The sequence below is a fragment of the Faecalicoccus sp. genome, from assembly GCF_036552745.1.
Taxonomy (GTDB): domain Bacteria; phylum Bacillota_I; class Bacilli_A; order Erysipelotrichales; family Erysipelotrichaceae; genus Faecalicoccus.
This window is the reverse complement of the sequence record NZ_JAXKBY010000063.1, coordinates 1-2379: the sequence shown is the minus strand read 5'-3', so window position 1 is coordinate 2379 and position 2379 is coordinate 1. Positions and strand designations below refer to the sequence as shown.

The window sequence follows — 2379 nt, the reverse complement described above, 5'->3', positions numbered from 1 at the left end:
GCTATGCAGAATATGAATGGCGTTTTAATCATAGAAAGAATGGATCTTTTTTGGAAAGGATAAGCACATACATTCGTCAGTCAAACATAGCTACTCGAAAGATGATTCGTTCTTCCATAGATCTGTATGCCCATACCAGAGATTTACAATCTGTTTAGGGGTATTAGGTGGGTATTCATAATAAATTTTAAAATTTAAGTTTCATTTCTTTTTTTAGAAACAACTTTCTTACTGTAGGAACATATGAATCCCAATATCGGAAAAATGCCATATAATAAAGGATGAAAACTAAACATCACCATGATATTTGCGCGCACCTGATTCCAAAACGCAAACCCCTGCGATATCCATTGATTTGTATTTTGTATTTGAAGTTCGATATAAAACACATGGTGAAAACTATACATCAATAGAGAAATAATCAGTCCAATACAAATGAAACTCGTCAAAATTACAGATATTCGATGTACCCATAAAGGCATTGATACACGTTTCAACAGCCCACTTTCCCTCAATACATCACCAATCAGATAACCAATACCGGATAATAAGACAGAAGCCACAAACGGACATAGAATTAAGAATGACCATGGCACCGTATAATATTTTCTCATCTGATCTATGTCATGAGATACAATAATCATCCAAATTACCAAAACAGCAGCTAATAAAATCAATAGAATAAATTTCTTTTTGGGAAATAGATACTTATTTTTTGTTTGTAGAAGTTCCTGAACATCCACATCAAACAGTACAGCCATTTCTTCAATTCTATCTAAGTCCGGTTCTGTTTTTCCGTTTTCATAGTTAGATATGGTCTGTCTTGTCACATAGAGCTTTTGTGCTAGTTCTTCTTGTGACATAGACATCTGTTCTCTATATTTACGGATATTTTGAGAAAGATTTGACATAAGATCACCTTCCTTCAATTACAGTATGGTAAACTCATATCAATTTGTCACGCAAAGATTCTTTAACATCCCTTTATTCAATGATCTTAATTATTTCTTCCCTATACATGTATAGAATATTGAGTTATGCAGCTCATTTTATTGGATTTTTGATAAATTCGAAATAAAACTGTAATCTTCTTGCATTTTTCCACCCTATTTCAGCCCTAAAATTTGCATCTTTCCACCCCTTTTTAACCCCGAAAATTGCATTTTTCCATCCCTTATACAAAAAGGATCCTGCTTTCGCAAGATCAAGATTGTTTATGATACGCTTCATACAGTTCATTTTTAGAACCGTTCATTTCCTGTGCTACCCGTTTGATAGCTTCTTTGGTTTTCATTCCTTCATCCACTAAAGCTTGTACTTGTTTGAGTGCCGCTTTCATATCAAAGATTTTTGTTTCTTGTCTCTTTCCTTCGATTAAGACCACCATTTCACCTTTTAAAGAAGATACGATTTCTAAAACCTCTTCTATCGTTCCTCGTATATATTCCTCATACACTTTCGTCAGCTCACGCGCTAAGACGATATTTCGATTGCCTAATACTTCTAAACAATCCTGTAACATATCCTCAATTCGATGAGGCGCTTCATAGAAAATCATCGTATATGGAAAATCCTTGAGTTCATCCAGTTGTTTCTTTCGCCGACTGCTCTTATTGTCAAGAAAGCCATAAAACAAATAATGTTCTGTCGATAAACCACTGGCTACCAAAGCATTGGTGGCCGCATTGGCACCGGATAAAGAAACTACATTAAAATCGTTTTCAATCGCTTCTTTTACCAGTCTCTGCCCCGGATCTGAAACTAACGGATAACCCGCATCACTGACGACAGCTACCTGTTTTCCCTGCTCTAACAAACTCAGAATTTCCGGAATGCTGGTAGCTTGATTGTGTTCATGATGAGAAATCAGAGGCTTTTGAATCTGATATGCCATACAAAGCTTTTTTGTATTGCGAGTATCTTCTGCCGCAATCACATCTACCTGCTTTAACACATCTAATGCTCTTGGTGTCATTTCCTGCAGATTTCCAATCGGTGTTGGCACTAAATACAAAGTTGAATTATTGTTTTGGAAGCTTTTTTGCCTTTTCATTTTTCTTTTTCCTATCTGGCCAAAGCTCATCAAAAGAAACAAAACGAACTTCTTCTTTATTTTCTAACTTTGCCTGTCTTTGAAGAACATTCATTGAAGTAATGCGGTAACGAGTATCTTCAAAAGTAATCTGTGAATTGATTTTTGGCAAGCCTTCTCGCAGCTTTGTATATTCATCATTTTCATAGCGCAGACAGCACATCAGTTTTCCGCACTGCCCACTCAGCTTTTGAATATTTAAAGCCAAAAGCTGGTTTTTAGCCATATTGATGGAAATTGCTTCAAAATCGGTAAGGAATCGCGAACAACAAGTTTCCATTCCACAG

3 protein-coding genes are annotated in these 2379 nt (G+C 35.8%); all 3 read right to left on the bottom strand.

The genetic code is table 11. The features are described 5' to 3' along the window. Positions 1–194 precede the first annotated feature (194 nt). Positions 195–911 (bottom strand): helix-turn-helix transcriptional regulator, encoded by a 717-nt coding sequence (locus U0M88_RS03105; protein ID WP_279070132.1) that lies wholly within the window; start codon positions 909–911, stop codon positions 195–197. Between the two features lie 293 nt (positions 912–1204). Next, a complete protein-coding gene (gene rsmI / locus U0M88_RS03100; protein ID WP_331868874.1) occupies positions 1205–2053 on the bottom strand; it encodes a 16S rRNA (cytidine(1402)-2'-O)-methyltransferase in 849 nt (282 codons plus the stop codon). Continuing rightward, positions 2022–2379, bottom strand: a 358-nt coding sequence (gene ricT, locus U0M88_RS03095; RefSeq protein WP_331868873.1) for a regulatory iron-sulfur-containing complex subunit RicT, incomplete at its 5' end; no start/stop codon positions are given. The genes ricT and rsmI, both read right to left, overlap by 32 nt.

What these genes read in the sequence shown, in the direction of transcription:
- rsmI (WP_331868874.1), bottom strand. Translation starts at nt 2,053, where the DNA reads ATGAAAAGGCAAAAAAGCTTCCAAAACAATAATTCAACTTTGTATTTA.
- U0M88_RS03105 (WP_279070132.1), bottom strand. Translation starts at nt 911, where the DNA reads ATGTCAAATCTTTCTCAAAATATCCGTAAATATAGAGAACAGATGTCT.